The sequence below is a fragment of the Streptococcus cristatus genome, from assembly GCF_003944225.1.
GTDB classification, from domain to species: Bacteria; Bacillota; Bacilli; order Lactobacillales; family Streptococcaceae; genus Streptococcus; species Streptococcus cristatus_K.
The window spans coordinates 22,417-47,617 of the sequence record NZ_RJPN01000001.1 but is presented as its reverse complement, the minus strand read 5'-3'; the positions used below and the strand labels follow the sequence as shown (position 1 = coordinate 47,617).

The following is a 25,201-nucleotide window of genomic DNA, read 5'->3' as shown; positions in this document are numbered from 1 at the left end:
TAGTGAGCTTTTTTGAAACCAATATAAAAATCCCCAATCGGAGCGATTGAGGATTAAGCAAATGAATCTTAAACAATACCTTGCGCAATCATAGCGTTTGCTACGTTTTCGAAGGCAGCAATATTTGCTCCTGCAAGGTAATCAGTACCAAGACCGTATGTTTCAGCCGTTGTTTTAGCTGTGTTGAAGATGTTGGTCATGATGTCTTTGAGACGGCCGTCCACTTCTTCACGAGTCCATGAGAGGCGAAGGCTGTTTTGGCTCATTTCAAGGGCAGATACAGCCACACCACCAGCGTTGGCAGCTTTGGCAGGTCCGTAAAGGATTCCGTTTTCCTTGTAGACTTTAATCGCATCAAGGTCACTCGGCATGTTGGCACCTTCTGATACGCAGATAACACCTTGAGCAACCAAACGTTTAGCCGCTTCACCATTGATTTCGTTTTGAGTCGCACATGGAAGAGCGATGTCGTAGTTACCAGCGTAAGTCCATACAGAACCTTCATGGTAAGTAGCAGTTGCTTTTTCAGCTGCGTACTCAGTCAAACGAGCACGACGTTTTTCTTTAACATCAACCAAAAGATCGAAGTCAATACCATTTTCGTCGATGACATAACCGTTGGAGTCAGATACTGAGATAACAGTAGCGCCAAGTTCAGTCGCTTTTTGAAGAGCGTATTGAGCTACGTTACCAGAACCGGAAATCACCACTTTTTTACCAGCAAAGCTGTTACCGTTAGCTTTGAGCATTTCTTCAGTATAGTAAACCAAACCGTAACCAGTAGCTTCTGGGCGAATCAGGCTACCACCAAATCCAAGAGGTTTACCAGTCAAGACACCAGCATCAAATTGGTTCAGGCGTTTGTATTGTCCGTAAAGGTAACCAATTTCACGTCCACCAACACCGATATCACCAGCTGGGACGTCAAGTGATGGTCCGATGTATTTTTGCAATTCAGTCATGAAGCTTTGGCAGAAGCGCATCACTTCAGCATCAGTCTTTCCTTTAGGATCGAAGTCTGATCCCCCTTTACCTCCACCGATTGGAAGTCCAGTCAAGACGTTTTTAAAGATTTGTTCAAATCCGAGGAATTTCAAGATCCCTTGGTTTACAGTTGGGTGGAAACGAAGTCCGCCTTTATATGGTCCAACAGCTGAGTTGAATTGAACACGGTAACCACGGTTGACTTGGACTTTTCCATCGCGGTCAACCCAAGGAACACGGAAAGAAATCACGCGCTCAGGCTCAGTGATACGTGCCAAGATGTTTTCTTCGATATACTCAGGGTGTTTTTCAAATACAGGTTCCAAAGTGCTGAAGAATTCTTCAACCGCCTGGAGAAATTCGGCCTCATGCCCGTTACGAGCTTTCACAGTTGCAAACACGCTTTGGATATAGTCTTTAGCAGATGTCATATCGTTCTCCTTTTGTTGTTATATTTTATTACATGAGCCATTATAGCAGAATTTTTTTAGGGTGTAAAGAAAAAAGTTGAATTTTCTGAAAATTTCCATAATATTTTTTTGAAGATTCTAGGTGGAAATGCCGAACCTTTTGCTAGAAAATTAGGAGAAATCCTTTATAGGAAGAATTTTAATGATATAATAGAGAAAATTAAGGAATAAGAGGTCAAAATAATGACAACAACCAAGACAAAAATTGCGGGTTTTGAATTTGATAACTGTCTGATGAATGCAGCAGGGGTGGCTTGTATGACAGTGGAAGAGTTAGAAGAAGTCAAAAATTCTGCTGCAGGAACTTTTGTGACTAAGACGGCAACGCTGGAATTTCGTCAGGGCAATCCAGAGCCTCGCTATCAGGATGTTCCTCTGGGCTCTATCAATTCCATGGGCCTGCCCAATAATGGTTTAGATTATTATCTTGACTACTTGCTGGAGCTGCAAGAAAGCGAGCCAAATCGCACCTTCTTCCTTTCTTTGGTTGGTATGTCGCCAGAAGAAACCTACACCATTCTCAAGAAAGTGCAGGCAAGCGACTTTAAAGGTATTACTGAGCTCAATCTCTCCTGCCCCAATGTCCCTGGCAAACCGCAGATTGCCTATGATTTTGAAACGACGGATAAGATCTTGTCAGAAGTTTTTGCTTATTTCACTAAGCCCCTGGGTATCAAGCTGCCTCCTTACTTTGATATCGTGCATTTTGATCAGGCTGCTGCGATTTTCAACAACTATCCGCTCAAGTTTGTCAATTGTGTAAACTCAATCGGAAACGGTCTTTATATAGAAGATGAGTCAGTGGTCATTCGTCCCAAAAATGGTTTTGGGGGTATCGGAGGACAGTACATCAAGCCGACCGCTCTGGCCAATGTCCATGCCTTTTATCAACGCCTGAAACCAGAAATCCAAATTATTGGAACTGGTGGTGTCCTGACGGGGCGCGATGCCTTTGAGCATATCCTCTGTGGAGCTAGTATGGTGCAGGTAGGAACGACTCTTCATAAAGAAGGAGTGGCAGCCTTTGAGCGCATTACCGCAGAACTCAAGGCCATTATGGAAGAAAAAGGCTATGAAAGCCTGGAAGACTTCCGTGGAAAGCTGAAGTATATTGATTAAACGTTTAAGAAAGAGAGAGTGGGACAGAAATCGCTAATTCGTTAGAATTCGATTTCGTCGTCCCACCTCCGCACAGTTGAGTAGGGCTGTAGAAGTTGATGAAATCAGCGTAGTAGAGCCCACTCAAACACTGCGTCTTGCTCGACAATCCAAAGACAATTGAGAGGCTAGGACTTTTGTCCCAGCCTCTCTTTTAGTATTTTTAGGGCGAGTAGAAAAAAAGCCCTCCAAGATTAGATAGGAAATCTTGGAGGGATATGGATAATTTATTTATCTAGAACGTTGTTTACCAGCGTTGCGATTCTTTTTCTTTTTATTGTTTTGAGTGACTGCTTGGCTCGCTTTTGGTGTCACATCTTTGATGCGACCTGCATTGCTCATGGCTTTCGGAGGATTCTTTTTGTATTCTTCAGCTACTTGCTTTCTGATCCGAGGACGCATTAAGTAGTTAATGATGAATTGTTGGATAATTTGAACGAAACCACCGACTACCCAGTAGAGCGTCACAGCTGCTGGTGACATGAAAGAGAAGACTACGATCATAATCGGGCTCATGTAAGTTGCACTCTTCATCTGCGCTTTTTGGGTTTCATCTTCGATACCATGTAGGGAGAGAAGTGACTGGATGTAGTAGAGTACACCGACAATGAGAGTCAAGGCTAGACTAGGTTTTCCAAGATTGATGCCAAGGAATGTACTGCTGGCTACACCGTTTGTGTATTGGGCAGCAAAGAAGAGGGCTGAGAAGAAAGGCATTTGAATGAGTAGGGGGAGGCAGCCGATACCGCCAAACATACTCAGACCATTTTCTCTTTGAGCAGCCATAAGTTCTTGCTGCGCTTCTAGTTTTTCTTCTTGAGTTTCGGCATTATTGATTCGTTCTTGAATAGGAGCAAAGATGGGCTTGAAGTAGTTCATCTTTTCTGATTGAAGAGTAGCCTTCCAAGATTGATAGATTCCCAATGGGAAAATAATCAGCCGCACGATGAGTGTAACGATAATAATCGCTAGACCATAACCAAGACCTGAATTCTTGGCAAAGAACTGGATGCTATCTGCCATAGGCCGACCAAGCACGTCCCAAATAATACCAGAAGGATTACCTGCCTTGTCTCGTCCGACACACCCTGTCAATAATAGAAGGAGGGACAAGCTCATTCCAGAGAATAAAATACGTTTAAATGTTTTCACGAGTTCATTTCCTTTGTTTCTAAAAAAATAATACCTATCTATTCTACTGTTTTTTAAGGAAATATACAATAGTTCTCCAGACCTAATTTGCAATTTTAAAGTCAGTATAGGAATCAAAATTGGCCATGGTGACATCTAAATAGCTGACTTTTGAAAAAGGAGTTGGTCCCTTGCGGATTTCTTGAATGAACTTGGCCATGAGGGCAGAGCTTTCAGCTTGAGCCAAAATTTCGACTGTACCGTCGTCATTATTCCAGACACGACCTGTAATCCCGCCGATTTGCAGAGCGAGGGAGTAAACGCCCCAACGAAAGCCGACACCTTGGACTCGTCCTTGCGCGATCATTCTTACTTTTTGCATCGTTACCTCCTTTTGTAGCGGTTTGAAACTCGCTTCTCAGCATATAGCGCAGCGAGCGGTTGCTTGCTGGAGACAAGAATTTCTCTGAAGCTAAGTCTAGAGGATGAGTTCAAAACTGCTAGATTGTGTTATAATGTACTTATGAATATTATAACCTCAAAAGCCAATAATGTGGTAAAAAAAGCTAAAAAGCTGCATCAAAAAAAATATCGTAGCGAGTCGTATTTGATTGAGGGCTGGCATCTTTTTGAGGAGGCTCTGGCTAGTCAGGCACGTATTCTGCGAATTTTTGCCTTGGCAGAGTACGAAGAGCGCTTGGCAGCATTTTCTCAGACGATTTTTGTCAGTCCTGAGATTCTGAGTGATTTGGCAGATAGTAAGACACCTCAGGGAATCGTTGCAGAATTAGCCTTTGAGGAGCAAACTATTCCAGAAAAGCTGGAAGGTGCCTATCTCTTTTTAGAAGATGTGCAGGATCCTGGTAATGTCGGAACCATCATCCGAACAGCGGATGCGGCGGGTTATCAAGGAGTTTTCATCTCTAGTCACTCCGCTGACATTTACAATCTCAAAACCTTGCGTTCTATGCAAGGTAGCCATTTTCATCTGCCCATTTATCGCGTGAGCAGAGAGGATATGCTGGCCCTAGCTCGTCAAAGTGACCTGCAAATTTTGGCTTCGACTTTATCAGAAGATTCTGTGGATTATCAAAAGATTGAAAAAAATGAGAATTTTCTCCTAGTCATGGGTAATGAAGGGCAAGGAATCAGCCAAGAAATGACGGATACGGCTGATGTTCTGGTTCACATTTCCATGAAGGGGCAGGCTGAAAGTCTTAACGTTGCTGTGGCAGCCGGCATTCTGATGTTTGCTTTAAGCTAGCTTTTAGAAATCTCTCTATAATAAAACTAAATGGAGGTGATGATATGCCTTACAGAGAAGATGATGAATTTATGGCCTATGTGGGGCATTTGATCGAGAAGCCCAGCGTCCAACGCTTAAAAGGAATTACCCATCATATTCATTCTAATCGGCTTGAACATTCGATCAATGTCAGTTATACTAGTTATAAGATTGCTAAAAAATTTGGCTGGAATGCCCGCAGTACAGCACGAGGTGCTCTTCTGCATGATCTATTTTATTATGACTGGCGCGAAACCAAGTTTAAAAAGAGTCATGCCTGGGTTCATCCCCGCCTAGCAGTCCGAAATGCCCGCAAGATTACCAAGCTCAATCGAGTTGAGGAAGATATTATCATCAAGCACATGTGGGGAGCGACCTTAGCACCACCCCGCTACAAGGAGTCCTTCGTTGTAACCATGGTGGACAAGTATTGGGCGATCAAAGAAGCGACGGCGCCTTGGCGACAAAAGCTGAGTGGGCGTAAAAAGTATCATCGAAAGATGATGAAAAGTTAAAATGTAAAAAGGAGACATTATGAACAATACAATTATTCAAGAAAACAGTGGACTTTCTAGTTTTTATTCTAAGGTCTACGGATTTGTTGGGATGGGAATTGCCATCTCTGCTCTGGTTTCAGGCTTGATGCTGACGACCTTCCAGACAGCTCTAGTTGAGATTTTGCTCCATTATAGCTGGATTTACTATGGAGCTATCTTCATTGAGCTGGCCTTGGTTTGGTCAGCTTCCAGCAGAGGCCTCCGCAATAGTCCAGCTGCTCTTCCGCTTTTTTTGAGCTACTCAGCCCTAAACGGATTTACCATGAGTTTCATTGTGGCCATGTACACAGGAGGCGTGGTCTTCAAAGCATTTGCAGTTAGTGCGGCTGTTTTCCTTGTTATGGCAGCCATGGGCGTCATCATTAAAAAAGATTTATCTGGCATGGGCCGAGCTATGATTGCAGGCCTGATTGGGATTGTAATCGCAAGTTTTGTCAATATTTTCCTTGGTAGCGATATGATAGACTATATTGTCAGCTATGTCAGTGTTGTCATTTTCGCAGGGTTGATTGCTTGGGACAATCAAAAAATTCGCTACGTTTATGAGCAAACGGGTGGACAGGCAGGTCTTGGCTGGGCTATTTCTCTAGCTTTGAGCCTCTACCTTGACTTTATCAACCTCTTCCTCAGTATCCTTCGTATCTTTGGAAGAAATGACTAATAAAACATGGATAGTTTCCTCAATGAATGAGGAGCTATCTTTTTTGTTTTAGGAGGGATTTTGGAAGTTGGATAGGAGTAGCAGTAAAAGTTTTGCAAACTGTTAATTTTTTGATATACTAACTAAAAATATATTTGGGCAATGCATTCGTCTATTGCTCTGGAAAAGAAAGGAAGTTTCTATGGATATGTTATTTATCCCAGGCTGGTTGATTTTTGCAATCGTTGCAGCCATTGTGCTTATTATTCTTTTGGCTAAGGGCTATGTCAATGCTAAGCCAAATGAAGTAGTCGTTATTACTGGTCTGCGTAAGCAGCGTCATTTGAGAGGTAAGGCTGGCTTCATGATTCCTTTTGTAGAGCAGCGCTCTTATCTGGATATTGAGCAGTTTTCTACAGACGTCCGTACTTCTGAGTCTGTGCCAACACTTGATTTTATCAACGTTCGTGCCGATGCGGCTGTTAAGCTGAAGATTGGTACTACGGATGAAATGATTGAGCGTGCGGCAGAAAACTTCCTTAATTGGAATACAACAGATATTTCTAATTCTGTCCAAGATGTTCTCGAAGGGAACCTTCGTGAGGTAATCGGCCAGATGGAACTGCGCAAGATGGTCAATGACCGTCAGGAATTTGCCTCTAAAGTGCAAGATAATGTGGCACCAGATTTGGCTAAGATGGGTCTGGAAGTCATTGCCTTTACCGTTCAATCCTTCTCTGATGAAGGTGGTGTTATTGACAACCTCGGTATTGAAAATGTTGAAACGATCAAGAAAGACGCCCTGATTGCCAAGGCTAAGGCTGAACGTGAGCGTAAGGAAGTTGAAGCTGAGCAGGACAAGTTGGCTAACGACAAGCGCGTGGCTGCTGACTTGGAAATTGCTCAAAAGCAAAATGAACTCAAACTGAAACAAGCTGCCCTCAAGCAGGAAGCAGATATTGCGCAAGCTAAAGCTGATGCGGCTAAAGGGATTGAGGCTGAAATCCAGCGTCGTGAACAAGAACGTGTGGCGGCAGAAGCCAACATCATGAAGCAGGAAAAGGAAGCGGAAGTCAAAGAACGGGAAGTTAAGGTTCGTGAGCAGGAATTGGATGCCAATATCCGCAAGCAAGCCGAAGCTGAAAAATATGCCCGTCAACAGGCCGCAGAAGCGCAATTGATTGAACGTCAGCGTCAGGCCGAAGCGGAACTCTTTGAAACACAAAAAGAAGCCGAAGCCCGCAAGGCTCAAGCCGAGGCTGAGAAATTTGCGCAACTGCAAGAAGCAGAAGCTATTGAAGCCAAAGGACGTGCCGAAGCGGAAGCCATTCGTCTTAAACTAGAAGCGGAAGCCCAAGGTTTGGACAAGAAAGCAGAAGCCATGAAGAAGATGCAGGAAGCTGCGATTACGGAGATGATTGTCGATAAATTGCCAGAAATCGCTCGTGCGGTGGCAGAGCCATTGACCAAGGTAGACAAGATCACCATGTATGGTGAAGGCAACGCTTCTAAAATGGTCGGCGACATCATGCAGAGTATTGACCAAGTTTCTCAAGGGGCAGGCTTTGACATTCGTCAACTCCTAGCTGGAGCACTTGGTGTCAATATGACTGTTAACAAGCTCAAACAAGATGAACAAGCTGTCATCGAAGTTGATGAGAAATAAATCCAAATGTATCTATGATATCCAAACAGCTGGGAGTTGCAACTTCTGGCTGTTTGTTTATCATCCATCAGAAAAGCATTTCTATCAGCTAAATACTTTTCATTACCATGTAAAAATGTTAAAATATAACAGATTAAACAACTAAGATTATAGGAGTAGAAAATGACAAAAGCTAACTTTGGTGTCGTAGGTATGGCCGTAATGGGTCGTAACCTTGCCCTAAATATCGAATCTCGTGGTTATACAGTTGCCATTTACAACCGTAGCAAAGAAAAAACAGAAGACGTGATTGCTTGCCATCCAGAAAAGAAATTTGTACCTAGCTACGATGTAGAGTCTTTCGTTCAATCTATCGAAAAACCTCGCCGTATCATGCTCATGGTTCAAGCTGGACCTGGTACAGATGCAACTATCCAAGCTCTTCTTCCACACCTTGACAAGGGCGATATCTTGATCGACGGAGGAAACACTTTCTACAAAGATACAATCCGTCGTAACGAAGAATTGGCAAACTCAGGTATCAACTTTATCGGAACTGGTGTTTCTGGTGGTGAAAAAGGTGCCCTTGAAGGTCCTTCTATCATGCCTGGTGGCCAAAAAGAAGCCTACGAATTGGTTGCGGATGTTCTCGAAGAAATCTCAGCTAAAGCCCCTGAAGATGGCAAACCATGTGTGACATACATCGGTCCTGATGGAGCTGGTCACTATGTAAAAATGGTCCACAACGGTATCGAGTATGGTGACATGCAATTGATCGCAGAAAGCTACGACCTCATGCAACACTTGCTCGGTCTCTCTGCAGAAGACATGGCTGAAATCTTCACTGAGTGGAACAAGGGTGAATTGGACAGCTACTTGATCGAAATCACAGCTGATATCTTGAGCCGTAAAGACGATGAAGGCCAAGATGGGCCAATCGTAGACTACATCCTCGATGCTGCAGGAAACAAAGGAACTGGTAAATGGACTAGCCAATCAGCACTTGACCTTGGTGTGCCATTGTCACTTATCACTGAGTCAGTATTTGCGCGTTACATCTCTACATACAAAGAAGAGCGTGTACATGCTAGCAAGGTGCTTCCAAAACCAGCTACTTTCAAATTTGAAGGTGACAAGGCCGAGTTGATCGAAAAGATTCGTCAAGCTCTTTACTTCTCAAAAATCATCTCATACGCACAAGGTTTTGCCCAATTGCGTGTAGCTTCTAAAGAAAACAACTGGAACTTGCCGTTTGCAGATATCGCATCTATCTGGCGCGATGGCTGTATCATCCGTTCACGTTTCTTGCAAAAGATCACAGATGCTTACAACCGCGATGCAGATCTTGCTAACCTTCTTTTGGATGAATACTTCTTGGATGTTACTGCTAAGTACCAACAAGCAGTACGTGATATCGTAGCTCTTGCTGTTCAAGCAGGTGTACCAGTACCAACCTTCTCAGCAGCCATCACTTACTTTGATAGCTACCGTTCAGCGGATCTTCCAGCTAACTTGATCCAAGCACAACGTGACTACTTCGGTGCTCACACCTATCAACGTAAAGACAAAGAAGGAACCTTCCACTACTCTTGGTATGACGAAAAATAGGATAGGCCTATGGCAAAGCGAATTTTATTAGTAGAAAATGAAAAGAATCTTGCACGATTTGTGACTTTGGAACTGCAAAAGGAAGCATTTCTTTTGGATGTGGTTGAGACAGGAAGTCAAGGTTTGGCACTAGCTAAAGAAAATGACTATGATCTATTTTTGCTTAATTATGACCTGCAGGATATGACCGCTAGTGAGTTTGCTAGGCAACTGAGTTTGTTCAAGCCGGCTTCAGTCATTATCGTCTTAGCCAGCCGTGAAGAAATCAAAGAACATGCAGATGAGATTCAGCGCTTTGCTGTTTCCTATACCGTCAAACCTTTTATTATCAGTGATTTGGTTGAGAAAGTATCCGATATCTTTCGAGGTCGGGACTTTATCGACCAGCATTGTAGCAAGCTAAAAACACCGACTGCTTACCGCAATCTACGAGTTGATTTGAAAAATCATATCGTCTATCGTGGAGAGGAAGTGATTGCCTTGACACGACGGGAATATGATCTACTAGTGACGCTGATGAGCAACCAAAAGGTCATGAGCCGCGAGCAGCTTCTAGAACGTGTCTGGAAGTATGAAGGTGCCACTGAGACTAATGTAGTAGATGTCTATATTCGTTACCTACGGAGTAAGATTGACGTTGCTGGGCAGACCAGCTATATCAAAACTGTCCGTGGTATCGGCTATGCTATGCAGGAATAATAAGAACAAACCCGCCCTCTGTCTCCAGAAGGGCGGGTTAATTTTTAGCGCAAATAATAAAATCCTAGAAGATTAAAATCCCTCTGCTTAGAGGACATGGCGCTCAAAAGCATTGTCAGAGATTCCTTGGCTGAGAATGAGTTTCGCCCATTCTTTGGCAGAAAAAAGGCTATGATCCTTGTAATTGCCACAGGATTCGATAGTAGTGCCAGGGACATCCTCCCAAGTAGTCGTCTCAGCGATTTCTTCTAAGCAAGATTTGATGACTTGGGCAATCTCGGTTGCTGAGTGCTGTCCCCACATAATCATATGGAAGCCTGTGCGGCAACCGAAAGGTGAGCAGTCAATCATACCGTCAATCCGCTTGCGAATGAGCATAGCTAGTAAATGCTCGATGGTATGCAGGCCAGCCGTCGGAATAGCGTCTTCATTTGGCTGAACCAAGCGAATATCAAAGTTAGAGATAATATCTCCTTTGGGACCAGTTTCCTCGCCAATGAGACGAACATAGGGTGCTTTTACGATTGTATGGTCAAGCTCAAAACTTTCAACGATAACTTCTTTAGACATGATTTCTCCTTTAAAATTTTAAAATTGGAACCTGAAAATGAGATCAGGTTTCAAAAGCGACATTTCAAACACTTCCTTTTGATTATAGCATAAAAAAATAAGAGTTAGGAAATAAAAAAATTTTATATATTAAATTCTTTGATTTAGCGCCTTTTCGCCCAATAATAGGCAAAAAACGGCCTTCTTTTTCAAAAAATTGATTTGTGAATTTTTGCTATTTATGATAGAATAATAAGGAATTTTGAATTCAATAATTAAATAGATTTGGAGTAAAAACATGGGCTTATATACGATAGCTGCTTTTGTTTTTGCTGCCATCATTGGTTTAGTGATTGGGTATGTAGGAATCGCGGTTAAGATGAAAGCATCTAAAGAAGCCGCGGAACTTACTCTTTTAAATGCTGAACAAGAAGCAACCAATTTACGCGGTCAGGCAGAACGCGAAGCGGATTTGATTGTCAAAGAAGCGATGCGCGAAACCAGTTCGCTTAAAAAAGAAGCACTTTTGGAGGCAAAAGAAGAAGCCAGAAAATATCGTGAAGAGGTTGATGCAGAATTTAAGTCTGAGCGTCAAGAGTTAAAACAAATTGAAAGCCGCTTAACAGAGCGCGCAAGTAGTCTTGACCGCAAAGATGATAATTTAACCAACAAGGAAAAGACTTTGGAGCATAAAGAACAAAGTCTGACTGATAAAGCTAAACACATTGATGCGCGTGAAGCACAAGTAGCTGAGCTAGAGAAGCAAAAAGAAGCTGAGCTTGAGCGGGTAGCGTCCTTGACTCAGACGGAAGCGCGTGAGATTATCTTGACCAAGACCGAGGACAAGCTGTCCAAGGAGATTGCAACTCGTATTCGGGAAGCAGAGCAGGATATCAAAGAGCGTTCGGACAAGGTAGCAAAGGATATCTTGGTTCAAGCTATGCAGCGGATTGCTGGTGACTATGTGGCTGAGCAGACCAATTCAACGGTTCATCTTCCTGATGACAGCATGAAGGGACGGATTATCGGACGTGAAGGTCGCAATATTCGAACCTTTGAAAGCTTGACAGGGATTGATGTTATCATTGATGATACGCCTGAAGTAGTTACTCTTTCAGGTTTCGATCCAGTTCGCCGTGAGATTGCTCGGATGACTATGGAAGCTCTTCTCAAGGATGGTCGGATTCATCCGGCTCGTATCGAGGAATTGGTCGAAAAGAATCGCTTAGAGATTGATAACCGTATTCGAGAGTATGGTGAAGCCGCAGCTTATGAAATTGGAGCACCAAACTTGCATCCTGATTTGATGAAAATTATGGGTCGCTTGCAGTTCCGTACTTCTTACGGGCAAAATGTTCTCCGTCACTCGATTGAGGTTGCCAAACTGGCTGGAGTTATTGCTGGAGAGTTGGGTGAAAATGTTAACTTGGCTCGTCGTGCTGGTTTCCTCCATGATATTGGTAAGGCCATCGATAGAGAAGTAGAAGGCAGCCACGTAGAAATTGGAACTGAGTTAGCTCGCAAGTATAAGGAGCATCCGGTTGTTATCAATACGATTGCTAGCCACCACGGAGATGTGGAACCTGAGAGCGTTATTGCAGTCATCGTTGCAGCAGCTGATGCCCTAAGTGCAGCTCGTCCAGGAGCTCGCAGTGAATCGCTGGAAAGCTACATCAAGCGATTGCAAGATTTGGAAGAAATTGCGAACAGTTTTGAAGGGGTTAAGACAAGCTTTGCCCTTCAGGCAGGTCGTGAAATCCGAATCATGGTCAGTCCAGAGAAAATCAAGGATGATAAGATTACAATCTTGGCGCATGACGTGCGTGAAAAGATTGAAAACAACTTGGAATATCCAGGAAATATCAAGGTCACAGTTATTCGCGAAATGCGAGCAGTTGATTATGCTAAATAAAACGATTGAGACATTGTCTCAATCGTTTTATTTGTTTTAAATGAAGTAGTAAACTGTCAGCGTTTGGCAGAAGCTGGCTTGAACAATGCTCAGCTAATCTTAGTTACCTGCCTCAGCAGGATTTCACTGTTGCCCTCTACAAGATCATCAATCAGATTAACAACTCGCCTTTCTTGATCATGATTGAGAAATTGAGAGAAGGAGCTTGAGACACAATAAGGATATAGAGAGAAAAGCCAGATAATAGGAGCTTGCAGTACTGTATCCTTATTTTTTAAATCGTGCAAATCAAATAATTAGCTCTAAAAGAAGAGAATTAAGGTGTTTGTTAATTTAAAGCTTTATATTTTCTTACAAAGAAGATATAAGACTTTTGACATTTTTCAGTATATATGATAATCTATGACTGAAAAAACAAAAAACGTCATAGCGTTTTTAGGAGGAAGTTATGGCTACTGCTTTTACTACTGAAGAAAAAGAAGTTATTAGAAAGAAATTACATAAAGTTGCAAGGGAATGTCTGCAAAGATATGGGGTTAAGAAAACCACAGTTGACCAAATGGCAGCCATGGTAGATATTTCCAAAGGTTCTTTTTATAATTTTTATTCCTCAAAAGAAATGTTATTTTTTGCGGTCTTAGAAGAATATCAAATAGATGTTATGAATCGTCTGACAGAACAATTAGGTATGGAAACCAAGATAGATACAAATCGTCTGGTAGAGTTACTTTATGATTTTTATCAAGATTTTCGATACTCATTTATGTATACCATATTTAAAAATAATGAAATGGAATTACTCATAAGAAAATTACCAAAAGAGGCGATAACAAATCATCATCTGGTAGATGATAGGATGGTTAAAGAAATTGTATCCCGAATCAACATTATAGAAAATGTATCGGTAGAAATCGTCTCTGCTTTATTTAGAACGATTGCTATGACTATATTACACATCGAGGAAATCGGTGAAAAACAATTTGATACTATATTGAAGTTAGTCATACAAGGAGTTGTGGAACAAATTACTAAGGAGGATAGGTAATGGTGAAAGAAGCAATTAGAACCGCAAATCTTTCTAAAAGATATGGAACAAAAAATGTTGTCGACAACTTGAATCTTTCAATAAAACCTGGTGAAATAGTAGGTTTTTTAGGACTGAATGGTGCGGGTAAAACAACAACGATGAGAATGATGCTAGGATTGATAAAATCTACATCAGGAGAGTGTTATATTCAAGGAAAAAAGTTAGATCTGAATAATTTAGAACTTCGAAACGAAATAGGTTATATTATTGAGACGCCTTATTCTTATCCGGATTTAACGGTGAGAGAAAATTTAGAAATCGTTAGTAAATTAAGAGGAGTTGATAAAGATAATATTGACTGGGTAATTAAAAAATTAAAACTAAAGCAATATGAACATAAACAGGAGAAGCATCTTTCTTTAGGAAATGTTGCGCGTTTAGGAATTGCAAAAGCGATTATCCATAAACCTAAAATCCTAATTCTTGATGAGCCAACAAATGGATTAGACCCTTTTGGAGTTATTGAAGTGAGAGAATTATTAAAGGAATTGGCGAATAATCTGGGTACAACTGTTCTTATTTCAAGTCATAATCTAGAGGAAATATCTAAAATTGCTACTAGAATAGTCATTATACATGAGGGCAGACTTATAAGAGAAGTTGAAAGCAATGAATTAGAGCAGTACTTAGAAAAGAAGTTACTAGTAAGTGGTTCTAATAATAAGGCTATGAAAGAAGTATTATCTAACCAGGGCTATCATGTAAACATTCAATCAGACACAGAAAATAATATCAATTTCTTAGAACTAATTGATACAAAATCTGTGGAATGCCCGGAAGATGTTGCTACATTGCTAGTCCATGCAGGGTATCCACCCAAATCGCTGGCTGTTGAAAAAGAAGATTTGGAGCATTATTTTTTAAGAATACTGAATGACTATAGTGGAGGTATTTCGAATGAAAAAGCTTAGTTCCTGTATTTTAATTGAATGGAAAAAGTTAATAAAATCAAAACTTTCCATCGTAACTGCTTGTTCTATCTGTTTAGTTCCTTTTATTGTTGGGTTGTTTGCAAGTATGATGAAATATCCAGAGAATTTCAAAAATCTTGGTTTGATTTCTGCAAAAATGGAAATGATGAGGATAACAGACTGGTCGTCGTACTTAATAACTGCATCACAAGTCATTTCTGTTGGAGGATTGCTCATTTTTGGATTTACAGCATCTTGGGTTTTTGGTAGAGAATATTCTGATAAAACGATGATAGACCTATTAGCGCTCCCGATAAAAAGAGATACAATCGTATTATCCAAGTTTATCGTTATCGCTTTGTGGAGCTATATTCTATCAATTTTTGCTCTTTTATTAGGATTATTAGCTGGCAATCTGATTGGACTTGAGGGTGGGAGCTTAACGGTGATTTTCAAAGGTATACTTACTTTTGTTTTTTGTACTACTCTTACGATCGTACTCTCTACTCCAGTGGCCTTTTTTGCTTGTTTAGGCCGGGGATATTTGTCTCCATTGGCATTTATCATTTTTACTATTATTTTTTCTCAGCTTGGTTCTGCTCTTAACTTTGGGAAATACATTCCATGGGCGATTCCTGCACTCGCAAGTGGTATTGCAGGAAAAGCACTATTGAATTTTGGGAGCATTGTCAGTTTATTTGGGGTCAGTATTCTAGGTCTTATCGCAACAATAGCTTGGTGGAGGTACGCTGATTACGATTAAAATGAAGTGATGAAAATGCTAATAACACAAAACTAAGCTATTCAAAACAACCCCTCCTGTTCAGATTGAAGAACAAGAGGGGTTATATTATGATAATCGAGAGTTTTGGGCGAGAGGAGACTATGTGAGTATCGTTGGCCTAAATGAAAAGATAGTTTCTAATATACGTGATTGGGAAAAAACAACCTTGTCCTTGAAAAGCTAAGAGTCAAATCGTTCTCAGATGGTAGTTTTAGCACAAGGTAAAATCCCGTTGTCATAGTATTAGTCAGGTGAGGGACAAAATCCGAAAAAAATACTTGGTCTGAACCTTTTCCAACAGGGGCTGGATTAAAAAGAGGCTGAGGAGAGAGAACAGGAGGATAGGGTAGAAATACCAAGGATTACTGACGAATTGGACCCCTTCAGCAATCCTTAAAGGGATGTAAGTGTAGGACAGCAGACTCTGCCCAGACAGGTCAAGCAAGGCAATCGCAGTCATGCTCAGAATCAGAAACTAGCCCAGATTAAAGATGGTGTTAGAAAATTGCTTCATGAGGGCCTGTTCTCCACCTTGATGAAATAACGGTCTTCTCCCAGCTCGATCAGCTCGACTGGCTGAGGATAAAATCGATCCATGACCTCTTTTTGAAGAATGTCTTCTTTAGGACCTTGGGCTGTGATTTCTCCTTCTTTTAGGAGCAGGACATGATCCATAGCAGCAGTGATTTCCTCTACATGGTGGGTGACATAAAGGATGGTTGGAGCTTGGTCCATCTGTGTAATCTTACCAATCTGATCCAGCAGGCGCTCGCGGGCAAAGAGATCCAGACCACTGGTCGCTTCGTCTAGGATAAGTAGTTCTGGCTTTTCCATGAGACTGCGCGCAATCAGCAAGAGCTGCTTTTCCCCTTGAGACAGACTGATGTAGCTTCGGCCAATCAAATCTTGCCCGCCAAGGGAAGCCAGCATTTCCCTAGCTTGGTCCAGTTCTTCTTGTCCGTAAGGAGCATAGAGAATACTGCTTTTATACTTTCCTGTCAGGACGATTTCTTCAGCAGTGAGATGGCTGGGCAGGCGCTCAGCAATGAAGGAGCCAACTACTCCAATATTAGTTCGCAGCTGAGGAATGTCTCCAGCACCAAATTCCGTACCGAGAACCGTCACCTTGCCCTGAGTCTTCCAATGTTCAGCCATAAGCAAGCGCAGGAGAGTAGATTTTCCTGAGCCGTTGAGACCGAGAATGGCCCAATGCTCTCCCTTTTTCACCTGCCAGTTGAGATTTCTTAAGATGGTTCGGCCTTGTTTAGACAAGCTTACATTTTCCAGTTTGATAATTTTTTCCATTTTTACTCTCTCTTTCGTTAAAACTCCTTTATTATAACAAAATTTATGAGAAATAACTGATAGGAGGAGGCAGATGCTTTATAAAAGTAAGCTGATGTGGTCCTTTTGCTAACGATGATCTTCTTTTATCCCCTTATCATTGGCGGTGTGATGAAGGTCGATCCTATTACCATTATGGTACTCTTGCTCTTATACATTGATATATATGTCATTCTAGGGATGATTGTGGCAATCCCGACTTATTCTATCCTCAAATAAATCGCTAAGTTCTTGGTTAATCACTATGATAATCACAAGGAAATCCAGCAGCAGAAGAAGAAGGAAGAGTTTGGGAATCGATTGATTCCAGATTCTCGAGATCAGAAATAAGACGGAAGAAGGGGCTTCCGTCTTATTTCATTATGTCTTCAAGCCAGTTTTTCTCTACGATAAAAACAAGAAAAACATCAGCTAAGCTGGTGGCTGCCAAGGCTTTGAGCTTTCATTTCTTTTTCCTGGTAGAATCTACTTGTTCAGGTAAGACAAAGGAGGAAAAAGAATTGGCTAAAATCAGTCACAGTTTATCACATACCAAATGGATGTGCAAATATCCTATCATCTTTACCCCCAAGTATCGCAGAAAAATCATTTACTACAAAATAAGACGAGATCTCATTGAGATTTTTCGTCATTTATGTCAATACAAAGGTGTGGAAATTATTGAGGGACAGATGATGCCAGATCATGTTCACATACTTGTCTTGATCCTTCCAAAACTTTTGATTTTTGATTTCACAGGATATTTGATAAATATGTAAGTACCGTTGGCCTAAACGGAAAGGCAGCTGCCAAATATATTCGGGATTGGGAAAAAATAACCTTGTCCTTGAAAGGTTAAGTGTCAAAGCGTTCTTAGATGGTGGTTTTAGAACAAGATAAAAGCCCGTTGTTACGGGCATTAGTTAAGTAACGATAGCTATTTTCCTGCTATCTATTAGACCAGGTTCTTGGTAGGAATAGAAGCAGGATAGGATAGATCTCTAAACGTCCTGCAATCATGGCAAGAGAGAGGAGAAATTTAGAAAATGGGCTATAGATAGAGAAGGTCTCGGTTGTCCCAATCATTGGTCCGATATTATTGAAACAGCTGATGACAGCACTGGTAACAGTCATTAGATTGTTATTGTCCAGACTGATGATGAAAATCAAAGCTGCGATAATCAAAATATAAACAGCCAAATATTTGAGAACCTTGTGCTGGGTATCTTTATCCAAAACAGCGCCGTTGATATGCATGGTTAGAACGCGGTTTGGCGAAAGCGTGGAAAGGATTTGGTTTTTAGCGATGCGACCGATGATAATGGCACGGATCACTTTGAAACCGCCAGCAGTGGAGCCAGCAGAACCACCTAGACACATGAGCAGCAGCAGAATGACTTGTGAGAAGAGGGGCCACTTTACGGTATCTCCATAGCCGAATCCTGTCGTAGTAATGATGTTGGAAACTTGGAAAAATGAAATTTCTAAGCTTTTAGCAAATTCCCCGTAAATATGGAGAACATTGAAGCTAATCAAAATAGTGGCAGTGAGGACAATCCAGAGATAGCCTTTCAACTCCTCGTCATGAAAACAGGCCTTAAATCTTCGAATCAAGAGATAATAGTAGAGATTGAAGTTTACCCCAAAGGTCAGAACGCCGAAGCTGACAAGGTAGGTGATTAGAGAACTATTGTAGTGGGCAATTCCGTCGTTAAAGACAGTGAAGCCTCCCGTACCAGCCGTTCCCATTGCGATGACGATACTATCAAACAGTGGCATGCCAGCTAGGAAATAAAGAAAAGTAAAAAGTGCAAAGAGCGCTAGATAGATAATATAAAGAATCTGGGCAGTGTTTCTTAGTTTCGACACAACCTTGCCAAAAACTGGTCCAGGAACCTCTGCTTTCATAACCTCTAAGTGGCCATTTTTGGCATTGTCCATGATAGCTAAGGCAAAGACCAGCACCCCCATTCCTCCGATCAAGTGGGTAAAACTACGCCAAAAGAGGAGGGAGTGGGAAAGGACAGATACATCATTTAAAATCGTAGCACCAGTAGTGGTAAAGCCAGAGCTGACTTCAAAGAAAGCATCAATCAGATTAGGAATTTGGCCAGAAAAGACAAAAGGCAGAGCGCCAAAGAAGGACCAGAGAATCCAGCAAAGGGCAACAATCAGGACCCCTTCCTTGGTGTAAATGTGGGCATCCTTAGGCTTAAAGGCTGAACCTAATCCACCCAAAATCACTAAAATAATCATTGTCGCGCCGATCGAAAGGAAGACTTCAAGATCTTCATGGTAGATCAGGGCAACGATTGTTGGAACCAACAAGAGGGCTGCTTCGATTAGCAGGAGTTTGGAGAGGAGAAAGCGAATCATAGATCTATTCATGGGGCTACCTCTCTAACAAATCGTAAATCTTATCGATGTTTTGAATCAAGGTTGTCACGATGATCTTATCTCCGACTTCCAAATAGTCATCTCCACTTGGGAAGATGGCTACACCTTGACGAATGATAGCAGCAATCAGCACCCCGCTCCTTAACTTGAGCTGAGAAAGAGGCTGTTCGATCATTTTATTTCCTTCGTTGATCTGAAATTGGAGTGTTTCAATTTGGCCATTTGCTACATGGTGCAAGGCTTCTAGGCTGGAGAATTGCGCGTTATTCCGCCCGCGGATGAAGTGCATAATGGTATCAACTGCGATTCCTTTTGGCGTGACAATACTTGCGAAGTCTTGATTGTCGATAATATCGAGGAGACTTGTCCGGTTGATCTTGGTAATGTTTTTTTGAACGCCAAGATTATTGAGGAACATTGAGGTGATGATATTTTCTTCATCGACGCCTGTCAAAGTAGCTATTGCATCGTAATGCGCAGCTCTTTCCTCGAGTAGAATATCTTTGGCTGTACCGTCTCCATTGACCACGTAGAGCTCAGGGAATTCTTGGCTGAAGAACTCTGCACGCTGGCGATTGATCTCGACGACCTTGAGCTCAATCTTGCTATTTTTGAGAATGTTTAAGAGATAATAGGCAATCTTACCTGCCCCAATAATCATGAGGCTCTTGATGACTCTTGGTCGGATTTTATTGTGGAAGCGGACAATTTCTGAACGATTTCCAGTCAGGAAGATTTTATCAGATGGCTGCAAGGTGAAATCACCATCTGGAATGCTGAGTTTTCCTTCTCTCTCAATAGCACAGATGATAACGTGAGGGAAGTGCTTCCTAAATTGCGAGAGATTCATTTGGCAGAGATGACTTTCTGGCTTGATTTTAAACTCCATCAAGGTCACTCGACCATTGGCGAAATGCTCCAATGACAGAGCGTTAGGAAAATCAATAATATTGGCAATATAACGAGCAGCGAGGAGTTCAGGGTTGACCATCAGAGAGAAGCCTAGAATATTTTTTTCTTTAAAATAAGCATTTGAGTATTCAGGATTTCTCACACGGACAATGGTTTCTTTGGCCCCCATTTTCTTTGCGAGAACGGCTGAAACCATGTTAACCTCATCCTGCTCAGTCATGGCAATAAAGATATCGCAGTGGGCAACATCTGCCTGCTCCAAGATTTTAAAATTCGCACCATTTCCAACGATGCCCATAATATCGTAACGTTTTGTAATATGATTTAGAACAGCTTCATTTTGTTCAATTAAAACGACATCATGCTTTTCAGCAACGAGCGAGCGACAAAGGGCGGCTCCGACTTTCCCGCTTCCGACGACGATAATTTTCATATTATTCCTCCCAAATATGTATCTATAATACCTTTTTTTATATAAAATTTCATCTATAAATCTCAATAAAGTCGTTTTTTACAGAATAGTAAGCTGTTTCAAAAGAAATCCTACAAAAATCTCACTTTTTGAAGTCATTTTTATTGACTTGTCGGAAGAAAATGATATACTAGGAAGGTACCCTCATTGATTTACATCAAACCTGTTGTGATGTAAGTTAATGATGCCTTAACCACGCTGTTTGCTGAGCTTGACTCCGGGCAGTGTGGCTATTTTTTTATTCTAATGAAAATCAGGAAAAAATCATGTCACAGCAAAATCATATCGTCCTTTTTGAACCACAAATTCCGCAGAATACAGGCAATATTGCTCGTACTTGTGCAGCGACCAATTCTCCCCTCCATATCATAAAGCCCATGGGCTTTCCTATTGACGATCGTAAGATGAAGCGGGCAGGGCTGGACTATTGGGATAAGCTGGATATTAGCTTCTATGAGAGTCTGGATGACTTTATGAAGCGGATGGACGGACGGCTCTATCTGATATCCAAGTTTGCTGAGAAGGTCTACTCGGAGGAGAATTTTGCAGCCGAAGGGCCGCACTATTTCATGTTTGGTCGTGAAGATAAAGGCTTGCCTGAGGAATTTATGCGCCAGCATCCAGAAAAGGCCTTGCGCATTCCCATGAATGACCAGCATGTCCGCAGCCTGAATGTCTCTAATACGGTCTGCATGATTGTCTATGAAGCCCTACGACAACAGAACTTTGCAGGACTGGACTTGGTGCACGAATACGAAGCGGATAAGTTGAAATGAAATGAAAAATACTTAAGTTAAAATACTATTGATTACATCAATCAAAAAGCTTGCTCTGGCAGGCTTTTTTTGTTATGATAAGAGTGTCTTCAGGGCAGGGTGAAATTCCCGACCGGCGGTAAATTTGACTAGCTATTTTAGCTTTCTCGTCGTTGTCTTGTCGCGATATACTTTAAGTATTATCTTCGACTGCGACGCCTAGATAAATCTAAAATATCTTAGCCAAATAAGTCCGCGAGCGAAAGCTGATGTGGTGCGATTCCACAACCGACAGTATAGTCTGGATGGGAGAAGACGAAAGGCGTTATTGCCTGGCCGGTTGGTCGTTTTAATTTTATTTTAAGGGGTATTTTATATACTCTTATAAATTCTGAAAGGATTTTTCGGGCCTTGTGTTAGCAGCCTTCCAGCTTCTCTAATTTTTATAAATTGGAGGAACCTGTTATGACAAATACGCGCAAAATGGCGATAGTTGCGGCTCTATCTGCACTATCATTCCTGCTCATGTTCTATCAAATCCCTTTGGTAGCCGAGTTTCTAAAGTTGGATTTTTCGATTATTCCGATTTTATTAGCCTTGGTTCTCTTGGATTTTAAGAGTTCTGTAGCAGTTCTGCTCATCCGCTCTGTTTTAAAATTGTCCTTAAATGGTCATGGAGTGGAAACCTTGATCGGTTTGCCAATCAATATTGTGGCGATTCTGGTCTATGTCATCTTCTTTGCTCTTTTCTGGGAAAAGAAGAGAGATTTGATGAGCTATCTGCTTGCATCATTCCTAGGAATTCTTTCCTTGACTGCAAGTATGCTGGCGCTGAATGCTTTTTATGCCATTCCGCTTTATGCTCGTTTTGCAAACTTTGATATCGGTCAGATCATTGGTGTAAGTAAGTATCTACTGACCATGATTGTTCCCTTTAACCTATTAGAAGGAGTAATCTGGGCGGTGGCTTTCTGGCTGATTTACACGCTTTTGACGCCCGTTCTAAAACGCTATGAAAAATAAACAATCTTATCTAACAAAGGGCTCTTTTGCCCTTTTACTTTTCGTCATACTAGGCTACATGGTCAAGTTTTATCCAGAGCAGCTGGTTGCCTTTGATAGCCCGATTCAGACTTGGCTACGAGGTGACTTGCCCACAGCTTTGACGACATTTTTCAAACTGGTTACTAGTTTCATTGACCCGCTAGGGATTATTATCTGGGTTTCTGCCTTTGTCCTATTTTTCATTTATAAAAAATGGAAGCTCGAAGCTGCCTTGCTAGCTGGAAATCTGGTCTTACATGGGATTTTGATTAAGCTGATTAAGGTCGTTTACCAAAGAAGCCGACCTAGCATTTTGCATTTGGTTGAAGAGGGTGGCTATTCTTTCCCAAGTGGTCATTCTATGGCGACAGCTATTGTGATAGGCACCTTGATTATCATTGTCCAGCAACGGATGCAGAATCAACAAATCAAGCGTCTGGTACAGGGCTTGCTCTTGCTCTTTATCTTGACCATTATGGCATCCAGAGTCTATCTGGGCGTGCACTATCCGACAGATGTGATCGGAGGAGCCTTGCTGGGCTTTGCCATTCTCAATATAGAATTTCCCTTTTATGACAAGCTGCGTTTTCAATGGCGCTTCAGGGGAAAGCAGAAATAAATAGAGATGAGAAAGGTTGGCTTTGCCGGCCTTTTTATCTTGACAAAGGAGGCTTCTTCTTTTAAGATAGGAGCAAGTGAGGTGAAGAGGAGGTTGTCTGTTTTGAATCCAGAAGTCATCAAGTTGGTTTTAGCTCTTGTAGATGAGATTCCTGCTGGGCGCGTGGCAACCTATGGTCAGATTGCTTGTTTAATTGATCGGCCAAAAAATGCCCGCTTGGTGGGAAAGATCCTCAGTCAGTCGGAGCTTTATGGCGGCAAGCATCCCTGCCATCGGGTGGTCAATGCGTCAGGGCGCCTCGCACCCGGCTGGGAAGACCAGAGACACTTGCTTTGGGCAGAGGGAGTGGACTTGAAGGCCAATGGCTGTGTAGACCTCAAGTGTTATCAGTGGGAGCGGTGATTTCCTTCTTTCCTTGTGAAAGAGGGAATGTTTGTTTCTATCTATCCCTTTTTTGTGGTAGAATGAAAGGTATGAAATCTTACAATGCTTTGAATGATTATTATCGAAAACTTTTTGGAGAAAAAACTTTTAAGGTACCCATTGATGCGGGCTTTGACTGTCCCAATCGGGATGGTACGGTGGCGCGTGGAGGCTGTACCTTCTGTACCGTTTCGGGTTCTGGTGATGCCATTGTGGCACCAGACGCGCCCATTCGCGAGCAGTTCTATAAGGAAATTGACTTTATGCACCGCAAGTGGCCTGATGTTCGTAAGTATCTGGTTTATTTCCAGAATTTCACCAATACCCATGAGAAGCTTGAAGTAATCCGTGAGCGCTATGAACAAGCCATCAACGAGCCAGGTGTCGTTGGACTCAATATCGGGACTCGACCGGACTGTTTGCCTGATGAGACCATTGCCTACTTGGCTGACCTGTCTGAGCGTATGCATGTGACTGTAGAGCTGGGCCTTCAGACTACCTATGAGGAAACCTCGGACCTCATCAATCGTGCCCATTCTTATGAGCTCTATGTGGAGACGGTCCAGCGAGTCCGTAAGCTGGCTCCCAAGGCGGAGATTGTCTCTCACTTGATCAATGGTCTGCCGGGGGAAACCCATGAGATGATGCTGGAGAATGTCCGTCGCTGTGTGACGGACAATGACATTCAGGGGATCAAGCTTCACCTACTCCACTTAATGACCAATACCCGTATGCAGCGGGATTTTCACGAAGGGCGGCTGCAGCTGCTCAGTCAGGAGGAGTATGTCTCTATCGTCTGCGACCAACTGGAGATTATCCCCGAGCATATCGTCATCCACCGCATCACTGGCGACGCCCCGCGAGATATGTTGATTGGCCCTATGTGGAGCCTCAATAAATGGGAAGTTCTCAATGCCATTGAGGCAGAAATGCGTCGTCGTGGCAGCAAGCAAGGCTGTAAAGCAAAGGAGCAGAGATTCGTATGTTAAGACCCTTACAGATGGCCCATGCCTTTTTAGCTGAAGTCGTGACCAAGGAAGATACCGTAGTGGATGCTACGATGGGGAATGGGCATGACACCCTTTTTCTGGCTCAATTGGCCAAGCAGGTCTATGCTTTTGACATTCAGGAGCAGGCTGTGGAAAAGACCCGCCAGCGCTTGTCAGAAGCTGGCTTGGACAATGTTCAGCTAATCTTGTCTGGGCATGAGAGTCTGGACCAATACACGGACCATTTCAAGGCTGCTATTTTTAATCTTGGCTACTTGCCTTCGGCGGACAAGTCTGTCATTACCCGACCCGCTACGACGCTGGAGGCTTTGGAAAAGGTCTGCCAAGGTTTAGTAAAAGGCGGTCGTGCAGCTATCATGATTTACTATGGGCATGAAGGTGGCGAAATTGAAAAAGATGCGGTGCTGGACTTTGTCAGTCAGCTGCCTCAGCAGGACTTCACTGTTGCCCTCTACAAGACCATCAATCAGATTAACAATCCGCCTTTTTTGGTTATGATTGAGAAATTAAAAGAAAATAAGGATTCCAAAGTTGCTAAAAACTTTCTGGGGAATCATTTGGAGAAAAATGGATAAACAATATTTGCATGAAAAATTAGCTGGCTTACGAAACAAATACGTCGAATCTGCCAATGAAGAAACGACTGTTGGTCTTTTGGACGAGGCCAAAATGAATAAAAAAATGCTGCGAATCAAGAAAAAATTGGTGAATTTAGAAATGGAGCGCTGCCAAAAGATGATTGAGCACCGCGACCTATCCAAAATTGATCAAAAGATTTCAGCGCAAAAAGAATTGTTTAAAGAGTGCTGCCAGCAAAGATAAAGGA

General features: G+C 42.2%; 25 protein-coding genes, 4 pseudogenes and 1 riboswitch. Of the genes and pseudogenes, 21 read left to right on the top strand and 8 right to left on the bottom strand.

The genetic code is table 11. The annotated features are described in order from the left end of the window. Window positions 1-68: 68 nt before the first annotated feature. The gene (gene gdhA, locus D8797_RS00270) at window positions 69-1,415 is read right to left on the bottom strand and encodes an NADP-specific glutamate dehydrogenase (RefSeq protein WP_000199516.1); all 1,347 of its coding nucleotides are present in this window, start codon (window positions 1,413-1,415) and stop codon (window positions 69-71) included. Between the two features lie 222 nt (window positions 1,416-1,637). Here gdhA and D8797_RS00265 point away from each other — a divergent pair, with 222 nt between their 5' ends. Next, window positions 1,638-2,573, top strand: coding sequence for a dihydroorotate oxidase (locus D8797_RS00265; protein ID WP_125378837.1), 936 nt, complete (start codon window positions 1,638-1,640; stop codon window positions 2,571-2,573). A gap of 270 nt (window positions 2,574-2,843) precedes the next feature. Here D8797_RS00265 and yidC read toward each other — a convergent pair whose 3' ends face one another. Together yidC and D8797_RS00250 are read right to left on the bottom strand one after the other, a co-directional pair. Continuing rightward, window positions 2,844-3,764 carry a membrane protein insertase YidC gene (gene yidC / locus D8797_RS00255; protein WP_125378836.1) on the bottom strand — a complete coding sequence of 307 codons (921 nt, stop codon included), beginning with the start codon at window positions 3,762-3,764 and terminating at the stop codon, window positions 2,844-2,846. A gap of 82 nt (window positions 3,765-3,846) precedes the next feature. After that, window positions 3,847-4,125: an acylphosphatase gene (locus D8797_RS00250; RefSeq protein ID WP_005590906.1), complete on the bottom strand. Its 279-nt coding sequence runs from the start codon at window positions 4,123-4,125 to the stop codon at window positions 3,847-3,849. A 141-nt stretch (window positions 4,126-4,266) separates the two neighbouring features. Between D8797_RS00250 and D8797_RS00245 the strand changes: the two genes are divergently transcribed. The 6 genes from D8797_RS00245 to D8797_RS00220 all read left to right on the top strand — a co-directional run bounded on the left by D8797_RS00245 (window position 4,267) and on the right by D8797_RS00220 (window position 10,177). After that, window positions 4,267-5,007: a TrmH family RNA methyltransferase gene (locus D8797_RS00245; protein WP_125378835.1), complete on the top strand. Its 741-nt coding sequence runs from the start codon at window positions 4,267-4,269 to the stop codon at window positions 5,005-5,007. A 44-nt stretch (window positions 5,008-5,051) separates the two neighbouring features. After that, a complete protein-coding gene (locus D8797_RS00240) occupies window positions 5,052-5,543 on the top strand; it encodes an HDIG domain-containing metalloprotein (protein ID WP_048766208.1) in 492 nt (163 codons plus the stop codon). Between the two features lie 19 nt (window positions 5,544-5,562). Next, window positions 5,563-6,246 (top strand): Bax inhibitor-1/YccA family protein, encoded by a 684-nt coding sequence (locus D8797_RS00235; RefSeq protein ID WP_045498897.1) that lies wholly within the window; start codon window positions 5,563-5,565, stop codon window positions 6,244-6,246. Between the two features lie 181 nt (window positions 6,247-6,427). After that, window positions 6,428-7,891, top strand: a complete 1,464-nt coding sequence (locus tag D8797_RS00230) for a flotillin family protein (protein WP_125378834.1) — start codon at window positions 6,428-6,430, stop codon at window positions 7,889-7,891. 162 nt (window positions 7,892-8,053) lie between these two features. Beyond that, window positions 8,054-9,478, top strand: coding sequence for an NADP-dependent phosphogluconate dehydrogenase (gene gnd, locus D8797_RS00225; RefSeq protein WP_125378833.1), 1,425 nt, complete (start codon window positions 8,054-8,056; stop codon window positions 9,476-9,478). Between the two features lie 9 nt (window positions 9,479-9,487). After that, window positions 9,488-10,177 carry a response regulator transcription factor gene (locus D8797_RS00220; protein WP_125378832.1) on the top strand — a complete coding sequence of 230 codons (690 nt, stop codon included), beginning with the start codon at window positions 9,488-9,490 and terminating at the stop codon, window positions 10,175-10,177. Between the two features lie 87 nt (window positions 10,178-10,264). Here D8797_RS00220 and D8797_RS00215 read toward each other — a convergent pair whose 3' ends face one another. Next, window positions 10,265-10,747: an S-ribosylhomocysteine lyase gene (locus D8797_RS00215; protein ID WP_125378831.1), complete on the bottom strand. Its 483-nt coding sequence runs from the start codon at window positions 10,745-10,747 to the stop codon at window positions 10,265-10,267. Window positions 10,748-11,024: 277 nt separating this feature from the next. Here D8797_RS00215 and D8797_RS00205 point away from each other — a divergent pair, with 277 nt between their 5' ends. The 5 genes and pseudogenes from D8797_RS00205 (at window position 11,025) to D8797_RS00185 (ending at window position 15,399) form a co-directional block, all read left to right on the top strand. Next, a complete protein-coding gene (locus D8797_RS00205) occupies window positions 11,025-12,638 on the top strand; it encodes a ribonuclease Y (RefSeq protein ID WP_061422435.1) in 1,614 nt (537 codons plus the stop codon). A gap of 98 nt (window positions 12,639-12,736) precedes the next feature. Beyond that, window positions 12,737-12,847, top strand: a pseudogene (locus D8797_RS00200) (SAM-dependent methyltransferase); the annotation flags it as partial. A 239-nt stretch (window positions 12,848-13,086) separates the two neighbouring features. Beyond that, window positions 13,087-13,683 carry a TetR/AcrR family transcriptional regulator gene (locus D8797_RS00195; RefSeq protein ID WP_125378829.1) on the top strand — a complete coding sequence of 199 codons (597 nt, stop codon included), beginning with the start codon at window positions 13,087-13,089 and terminating at the stop codon, window positions 13,681-13,683. Beyond that, entirely contained in the window at window positions 13,683-14,636 is a 954-nt protein-coding gene (locus D8797_RS00190; RefSeq protein ID WP_125378828.1) for an ABC transporter ATP-binding protein, read from the top strand. The genes D8797_RS00195 and D8797_RS00190 overlap by 1 nt, the downstream gene beginning before the upstream one ends. Further along, complete coding sequence (locus D8797_RS00185) at window positions 14,623-15,399, top strand: ABC transporter permease (protein ID WP_125378827.1); 777 nt, start codon at window positions 14,623-14,625, stop codon at window positions 15,397-15,399. Before D8797_RS00190 ends, D8797_RS00185 begins: the two co-directional genes overlap by 14 nt. A gap of 274 nt (window positions 15,400-15,673) precedes the next feature. Here D8797_RS00185 and D8797_RS00180 read toward each other — a convergent pair. Both D8797_RS00180 and D8797_RS00175 read right to left on the bottom strand, forming a co-directional pair. Next, window positions 15,674-15,880: pseudogene (locus tag D8797_RS00180) on the bottom strand (hypothetical protein); the annotation flags it as partial. A 50-nt stretch (window positions 15,881-15,930) separates the two neighbouring features. Continuing rightward, window positions 15,931-16,725, bottom strand: a complete 795-nt coding sequence (locus tag D8797_RS00175; RefSeq protein ID WP_125378825.1) for an ABC transporter ATP-binding protein — start codon at window positions 16,723-16,725, stop codon at window positions 15,931-15,933. Between the two features lie 126 nt (window positions 16,726-16,851). Between D8797_RS00175 and D8797_RS00170 the strand changes: the two are divergent. Continuing rightward, window positions 16,852-17,094, top strand: a pseudogene (locus tag D8797_RS00170) (hypothetical protein); the annotation flags it as partial. 209 nt (window positions 17,095-17,303) lie between these two features. Then, window positions 17,304-17,643 (top strand): annotated as a pseudogene (gene tnpA / locus D8797_RS00165) (IS200/IS605 family transposase). A 48-nt stretch (window positions 17,644-17,691) separates the two neighbouring features. On the opposite strand, the gene D8797_RS00160 reads toward tnpA, so the two are convergent. Continuing rightward, on the bottom strand, window positions 17,692-19,131 hold the full coding sequence (locus tag D8797_RS00160; protein ID WP_125378824.1) for a TrkH family potassium uptake protein: 1,440 nt from the start codon (window positions 19,129-19,131) through the stop codon (window positions 17,692-17,694). Between the two features lie 4 nt (window positions 19,132-19,135). Then, on the bottom strand, window positions 19,136-20,485 hold the full coding sequence (trkA, locus tag D8797_RS00155; protein WP_125378823.1) for a Trk system potassium transporter TrkA: 1,350 nt from the start codon (window positions 20,483-20,485) through the stop codon (window positions 19,136-19,138). Between the two features lie 305 nt (window positions 20,486-20,790). Between trkA and D8797_RS00150 the strand changes: the two genes are divergently transcribed. From D8797_RS00150 to D8797_RS00120, 7 genes are all read left to right on the top strand, one after another. Next, a complete protein-coding gene (locus D8797_RS00150; protein WP_061910590.1) occupies window positions 20,791-21,300 on the top strand; it encodes a tRNA (cytidine(34)-2'-O)-methyltransferase in 510 nt (169 codons plus the stop codon). Between the two features lie 81 nt (window positions 21,301-21,381). After that, window positions 21,382-21,600, top strand: a riboswitch (FMN riboswitch). A gap of 144 nt (window positions 21,601-21,744) precedes the next feature. After that, window positions 21,745-22,302 (top strand): ECF transporter S component, encoded by a 558-nt coding sequence (locus D8797_RS00145; RefSeq protein ID WP_048766230.1) that lies wholly within the window; start codon window positions 21,745-21,747, stop codon window positions 22,300-22,302. Beyond that, entirely contained in the window at window positions 22,292-22,942 is a 651-nt protein-coding gene (locus tag D8797_RS00140; protein ID WP_125378822.1) for a phosphatase PAP2 family protein, read from the top strand. The genes D8797_RS00145 and D8797_RS00140 overlap by 11 nt, the downstream gene beginning before the upstream one ends. A 102-nt stretch (window positions 22,943-23,044) precedes the next feature. Further along, the gene (locus D8797_RS00135; RefSeq protein WP_185780812.1) at window positions 23,045-23,344 is read left to right on the top strand and encodes an MGMT family protein; all 300 of its coding nucleotides are present in this window, start codon (window positions 23,045-23,047) and stop codon (window positions 23,342-23,344) included. Window positions 23,345-23,406: 62 nt separating this feature from the next. Continuing rightward, window positions 23,407-24,354 carry a tRNA modification radical SAM protein MnmL/YtqA gene (gene mnmL, locus D8797_RS00130; protein ID WP_125378820.1) on the top strand — a complete coding sequence of 316 codons (948 nt, stop codon included), beginning with the start codon at window positions 23,407-23,409 and terminating at the stop codon, window positions 24,352-24,354. Next, window positions 24,348-24,950: a tRNA 5-(aminomethyl)-2-thiouridylate-methyltransferase MnmM gene (gene mnmM, locus D8797_RS00125; RefSeq protein ID WP_125378819.1), complete on the top strand. Its 603-nt coding sequence runs from the start codon at window positions 24,348-24,350 to the stop codon at window positions 24,948-24,950. The genes mnmL and mnmM overlap by 7 nt, the downstream gene beginning before the upstream one ends. Next, complete coding sequence (locus D8797_RS00120) at window positions 24,943-25,197, top strand: hypothetical protein (RefSeq protein ID WP_125378818.1); 255 nt, start codon at window positions 24,943-24,945, stop codon at window positions 25,195-25,197. The genes mnmM and D8797_RS00120 overlap by 8 nt, the downstream gene beginning before the upstream one ends. Window positions 25,198-25,201: the final 4 nt, after the last annotated feature.